Source organism: Acinetobacter lactucae (assembly GCF_013344765.1).
GTDB classification, from domain to species: Bacteria; Pseudomonadota; Gammaproteobacteria; order Pseudomonadales; family Moraxellaceae; genus Acinetobacter; species Acinetobacter lactucae_A.
This window is the reverse complement of record NZ_JABVBF010000189.1, coordinates 1-6,271: the sequence shown is the minus strand read 5'-3', so window position 1 is coordinate 6,271 and position 6,271 is coordinate 1. Positions and strand designations below refer to the sequence as shown.

The 6,271-nt window shown below is 37.1% G+C and carries 4 protein-coding genes; 1 reads left to right on the top strand and 3 read right to left on the bottom strand.

Annotation, left to right across the window (positions count from 1 at the left end; genetic code table 11):
* Positions 1 to 167: 167 nt before the first annotated feature.
* Positions 168 to 1,622 carry a SulP family inorganic anion transporter gene (locus tag HUN22_RS14935; RefSeq protein ID WP_174730902.1) on the bottom strand — a complete coding sequence of 485 codons (1,455 nt, stop codon included), beginning with the start codon at positions 1,620 to 1,622 and terminating at the stop codon, positions 168 to 170.
* A 408-nt stretch (positions 1,623 to 2,030) separates the two neighbouring features.
* Between HUN22_RS14935 and HUN22_RS14930 the strand changes: the two genes are divergently transcribed.
* Positions 2,031 to 3,470 (top strand): glucose/sorbosone family PQQ-dependent dehydrogenase, encoded by a 1,440-nt coding sequence (locus HUN22_RS14930; protein WP_174730899.1) that lies wholly within the window; start codon positions 2,031 to 2,033, stop codon positions 3,468 to 3,470.
* Positions 3,471 to 3,525: 55 nt separating this feature from the next.
* On the opposite strand, the gene HUN22_RS14925 is transcribed toward HUN22_RS14930, so the two are convergent.
* Positions 3,526 to 3,969: a universal stress protein gene (locus HUN22_RS14925; protein WP_031948548.1), complete on the bottom strand. Its 444-nt coding sequence runs from the start codon at positions 3,967 to 3,969 to the stop codon at positions 3,526 to 3,528.
* A 140-nt stretch (positions 3,970 to 4,109) separates the two neighbouring features.
* Positions 4,110 to 6,206, bottom strand: coding sequence for a sensor domain-containing protein (locus HUN22_RS14920; protein ID WP_174730896.1), 2,097 nt, complete (start codon positions 6,204 to 6,206; stop codon positions 4,110 to 4,112).
* Between the last annotated feature and the right edge of the window lie 65 nt (positions 6,207 to 6,271).

The following is a 6,271-nucleotide window of genomic DNA, read 5'->3' as shown; positions in this document are numbered from 1 at the left end:
GTAATGGATATGCTAATCATGCAACAAGAACAGTACCTCAGACAATCTTTTAAACCAAGCAAGTAATAAAGTTGTAAAAATCCTTCTGGTAGCCCCGATCGTTTGCTATAGAAATCTCCTTAATAAGAAGGAAGTCTTAAAATTAGAAAAGGTCCCGAAGGACCTTTTTAAATTTTTGCATGAGTACCATATTTGTCAATCATGATTGAGCTGGCTTCATTTAAACCGCGAACTGTTACCCTAATACCATTCTTTTGAAATTTATTCACGACAGAATCTAACATGGCAACTGAAGTCACATCCCAAATATGAGAGTGGGCAAGATCAATAATGACTTCTTTAATTTCTTCTCTAAAGTTAAAACTTTGCATAAATTTTTCAGATGAACTGAAAAATATTTGACCTCTTAATTCATATAAACGAGCTTGATCTTCGAATAAAGTTTCTATACGAATATCATTTTCAAGTTTATTTGCTAAGAAAAGTGCTGAAAGTAATACCCCAGTTAATACACCTAGCGCTAAGTTATGGGTAGCCACTACCACAATAACGGTAGCGATCATAACGACATTGCTAGTTTTAGGATTATTTTTAAATTGAGTCAGTGAGCTCCACTCGAAAGTACTAATCGATACCATAATCATGACAGCAACCAGAGCAGCCATAGGAATAACCTTTAGCCAATCACTTAAAAATACCACTAGGATAAGTAAGAATATGCCCGCGCATAAAGTAGATAAACGTGTACGGCCACCAGATTTTACATTAATCATTGATTGACCAATCATGGCACAACCAGCCATACCACCCATGAAACCTGAAGCGATATTAGCAATACCTTGACCCTTACATTCTTGAAATTTATCGCTAGAAGTATCTGTCATTTCATCAACGATTGTTGCGGTCATCATCGATTCAAGTAGACCAACTGCAGCCAGCGCTAAAGAATATGGAAGAATAATGAGAAGTGTTTCTAAATTAAAAGGAATATCGGGAATTAGAAATATTGGTAAAGTATCTGGTAATGAACCCATATCACCAACCGTTCGAACATCAAGCCCTAAAAAAATAGCCAGTAATGTGACTACTACAATACAAATAAGAGGTGAGGGAAAGAACTTTCCAATTTTTGGAATAGAGGGGAAAAGATAAATAATTCCTAAACCAATTGCTACTAGTAAGTAGACATGCCATGTAACGCTTATTAGTTCTGGTAATTGAGCCATAAAGATGAGTATGGCGAGAGCATTCACGAATCCAATAACCACCGATTTAGAAACAAAGCGCATGAGTTTGGCAAGTTTAAAATATCCGGCCAAAATCTGTATGACGCCAGTTAATACTGTCGCTGCAAATAAGTATTGAAGCCCGTGGTCCTTTACGAGCGTTGTCATAACCAACGCCATGGCACCCGTAGCTGCCGAAATCATAGCGGGACGACCACCTACGAAAGAAATAATAACGGCAATACAAAAAGAGGCATATAAACCAACTTTTGGATCTACGCCTGCAATAATTGAAAATGCAATTGCTTCTGGAATTAAAGCAAGACCAACCACAAGACCAGAAAGAATATCTGCGCGGACATTAGAGAACCATTGTTCTCGGACATTGGATAACATGAGAAATAGCCTAAGTTCTAAATTTAAAAGGCTAGTGATGTGATATACCAACACAAGCGACTACACCACATCACTAGACAGTGATGAGTTATTTACAGGAGATAAGCGTAAATAAACTTAAGGTGGCGTAAGTGTCATAGGTATAGAGATTTGAAGCATTTAAAAGTGCCCGAAGAATAGCATAAGTTTTTAAGGTTGACTAACCTACGCCTGCCAAGCTTAAAGATATTTAAAAATGCTGGTTACGCATATTGCATAGCTACTTTTATGCAACAGAGCCTTTCATAAATTTAGATTTTAATAAATTTGCTATTCTTCATAATACAAATCATATAGAGAACTCATATAACGCCTTTAGTAAGGGTTTAAAAATTCTCGGAAAATTTTGACAATTTATAGGGTGGATACATGAATAAACATTTATTAGCCAAAATTGCTTTATTAGGCGCTTCTCATCTAGTTGCATTAAATACAGCATTTGCTGACGTTCCTCTTACTCCTTCTCAATTTGCTAAAGCAAAAACAGAAAATTTTGATAAGAAAGTTATTCTATCTAATTTAAATAAGCCGCATGCTTTGTTATGGGGACCTGATAATCAAATTTGGTTAACTGAACGGGCAACAGGCAAGATTCTAAGAGTTAATCCAGAGTCAGGCAGTGTAAAAACAATCTTTCAGGTGCCGGAGATTGTAAGTGATTCTGATGGGCAAAACGGTTTATTAGGCTTTGCTTTTCATCCTGACTTTAAAAATAATCCTTATATCTATATTTCAGGTACATTTAAAAACCCGAAATCTACCGATAAAGAATTACCAAATCAAACGATTATCCGTCGTTATACCTATAATAAGGCAACAGATACGCTTGAGAAGCCTGTAGATTTATTAGTAGGATTACCTTCATCGAAAGACCATCAGTCAGGCCGTCTTGTAATTGGTCCGGATCAAAAGATTTATTATACGATTGGTGACCAAGGACGTAACCAGCTTGCTTATTTGTTCTTGCCAAATCAAGCACAGTATACACCGACCCAGCAAGAGCTGAATGGCAAGGACTATCACACCTACATGGGTAAAGTACTACGCTTAAATCTAGATGGAAGTATTCCAAAAGATAATCCAAGTTTTAACGGGGTGGTTAGCCATATTTATACGCTCGGCCATCGTAATCCACAGGGTTTAGCATTTACTCCAAATGGTAAACTGTTGCAATCTGAACAAGGTCCAAACTCTGACGATGAAATTAATCTCATTGTCAAAGGTGGTAACTATGGTTGGCCAAATGTAGCGGGCTACAAAGATGATAGTGGCTATGCTTATGCAAATTATTCGGCAGCAGCCAATAAGTCGGTTAAAGATTTAGCTCAGAACGGAGTAAAAGTAGCCGCAGGGGTTCCTGTGACGAAGGAATCTGAATGGAATGGTAAAAACTTTGTGCCACCATTAAAAACTTTATATACCGTTCAGGATACCTATAACTATAACGATCCAACTTGTGGAGAGATGACCTATATTTGTTGGCCAACAGTTGCGCCGTCATCTGCCTATGTCTATAAAGGCGGCAAAAAAGCAATTTCTGGCTGGGAAAATACATTATTGGTTCCATCTTTAAAACGCGGTGTTATTTTCCGTATTAAGCTAGATCCAACTTACAACACGACTTATGATGATGCTGCTCCGATGTTTAAGAGCAACAACCGTTATCGTGACGTGATTGCAAGCCCAGATGGGAACGTTTTATATGTATTAACTGACACGGCTGGGAATGTTCAAAAGGATGACGGCTCTGTAACAAATACATTAGAGAATCCAGGATCTCTAATTAAGTTTACGTATAGAACTCAGTAACGCAGGCTATTAAAAAACCGATCTTTATAGATCGGTTTTTTTAGCATCAACAAGACTATTCAGTTACGACTAATACTGGTAAATGAATTTCTCCTAAAAGAGCTTGAGTCACACTTCCTAAGAAGAACTTTTTAAACCCCTTACGTCCATGCGAGCCAATCACAACAAGATCAGCTTTTGACTCAGTTGCGGCTTTAATAATTTCAGTATGAATTGTTTGACCCTCGACAATTTGTGTATCAACAGAAATCCCATGTTGATTAAACTGTTCTTTGGCTTGATCGAGAATTCCCTGAATTGCAGTTTTTGCTTTATCAAAATAATCCCTTGCTAATTCTGTACTATCAATAAATTCAACAGAAATGAAAGGATCTATTGTGAGGGCATATACTAGAGTTACTTTGCTATTAAAGGCCTTAGCAATTGCTGCTGCATGATTTACTGCAATGAGTGAAGTAGGTGAACCATCAACGGGAACTAAAATATGTTGGTAACTCATATATTGCTCCTTATTGTCCTATGACAATGTATGCTGTCAAAACACAGAATTATTATCCTTATGCTTATATTATGAACATTTTTTTTAGAGTTATTGTTTATTTTTAGTATGAATAGAACCGAGAAAGGTTACTCAGTATTTTATTTAAAATTATCGTAATGACTTTCTAAATAAGGTTGATTGCGTTTAAGTATTGAAATGACTTGATTAGCGTCTATAGCGGACTCAAACAAGAAGCCTTGACCTATGCTATAACCAAATTGTCGAAGTAGCTCTTCTTGTTCAGGTGTTTCAATCCCTTCAGCGATGAGTCCGAGTGAGAGATTGGGGGCGAGTAAACCAATTGCTTGAACAATTGCATAAATTGATGGGTCATATTGCATCTTTTGGATAAAGCTACAATCTACTTTTAAGCTGTCAATAGGGTAATCGCGAATATGAGTTAGCGATGAAAAACCAGTACCAAAGTCGTCTAGTGCAATACGTACCCCATGCTGTTTTAATTTATTAAGTGCTCGGATCACGTATTCTGAACCTCGGTCACCCAGCATGTGTTCGGTGACTTCTACTTCAATATAATGTGTTGGTATTTGAAATTGATTGATCTTTTTTAAAAGCTTTTCAGCATAGTTGTCTCTTAAGAATTCAACCGGTGCCGCATTGAGCGAAACAGGAAGTGGTTTAATTCCAAGATCTATCCATTTTGCGATGTCCCGTAAAACTTGATGTTGCATTGTTTCACCGATCTTACTCGCTAAATTATAATCTTTAAAAGCCTCTGCAATTTGTGCAGGGTAACCTCTTTGAGCCGAAGTCGTATGCCATCGTAATAAAGCTTCAAAACCTACAATATGATGAGTTCTTAAATCTACTTTGGGTTGGTAATAGGGCTGGATAGTATGATGGCGAATAAGCTGACGTGCTAAATTAAGTTGAGAAGCGACTGTTTCGGTCATTTGCATCATGCATGGATCATACATGCGAATACCACCACGACCACGCGCTTTTAAGTCATGTAATGCCATATCTGCACAGCTTAATAAACCTGACTGGTCTACAGCATCTTGAGGATAAATTGCACAGCCAATACTCATTCCACCATTTAAAACATTACCTAAATAGGTGATAGGCTGATTTAACTGTTGAAGTAAAATGGCTGCTAGTTCTCGGACATCATTTTCAGATTTGAGGTTATTAATAATAACTGCAAACTCATCTCCACCTAATCGTGCAACAAAACATCGTTCTTCATCTACACAATGACTAAAACGTTTGGAGAGAACTTTTAAAAGATGATCGCCTGCACTATGCCCTAAAGTGTCATTAATATGCTTAAAATGATCAAGATCAATTAACAGTAAACCCACACTTGTTTGGGTATCTTTTGAAGAGGCTAGGGTGCGTTTAAGTTGAAATTTAAATGAACGCCGATTACATAAACCAGTCAATTCATCTCTCTCGCTCATATTTCTAAGCTGATTTTCCGCCAAATGTTGTTGAGTAACATTACGCGAGACACAAAGTATTTGTCCGATTTCACCATTGTCCCGATGAATCGGGGTAAGCATATTATCCCAATACTCAGGGGCTTGATTTGGTAAGCAGCTCATCCCTGCAAATCTAGCAACTTTACCTTGAAGAGCTTTTTTTAAAGCGACACGTCCACGCTTACGTATATGAGGCGGCAATAACTCAAGCCATTTCATTCCAAATTCTGTTTCATCAACAGGGACACCTAAAGCGAGACATCCTGATTTATTCATATGTGAAAGAGTGCCATCTACATTAAGTACTTTAATGCAATCTACACTGATATCTAACATTTGATTTTGTATTTCAATGTTTTTTTGCAAGTTTTGTTGTTCTTGAATATCGTGATCAATATCTAAAAAGCTGACATACCATTCGTTAGCTAGGGAAGAACCGCGATATTTAGATGCTTGAATAGATAGTTTACACCACCTATATTGATACTCAGCTTGTAAAAGTCGACATTTTAATTCTATTCTTTTTTGTAGGCGAATTGCTTCGAGCCATCTATTTTTGACTTCATCTAAGTCGGCAGGATATATAAAATCTAACCATTGCTGAGGCAAAGGAGAGAAAGTATTCAGCCAATATTCTGTACACTCTACATTGCAATATAATATCGAGCCATTTTCATCACTAACCCAAGTTGGTAGTGGAATTTGCTCAACAATAAAATGCTTTTGGGTGTTGTTCGACATTGAAGTCATAACATGCCTAGAAAGATTGAGAGTTGATTAATCTATTTATTCACGTCATTGTAATCTTTCTGTAG

Coding starts and splice junctions, on each gene's coding strand:
- HUN22_RS14925 (WP_031948548.1), bottom strand. CDS start 3,969: ATGAGTTACCAACATATTTTAGTTCCCGTTGATGGTTCACCTACTTCA.
- HUN22_RS14920 (WP_174730896.1), bottom strand. CDS start 6,206: ATGACTTCAATGTCGAACAACACCCAAAAGCATTTTATTGTTGAGCAA.
- HUN22_RS14935 (WP_174730902.1), bottom strand. CDS start 1,622: ATGTTATCCAATGTCCGAGAACAATGGTTCTCTAATGTCCGCGCAGAT.
- HUN22_RS14930 (WP_174730899.1), top strand. CDS start 2,031: ATGAATAAACATTTATTAGCCAAAATTGCTTTATTAGGCGCTTCTCAT.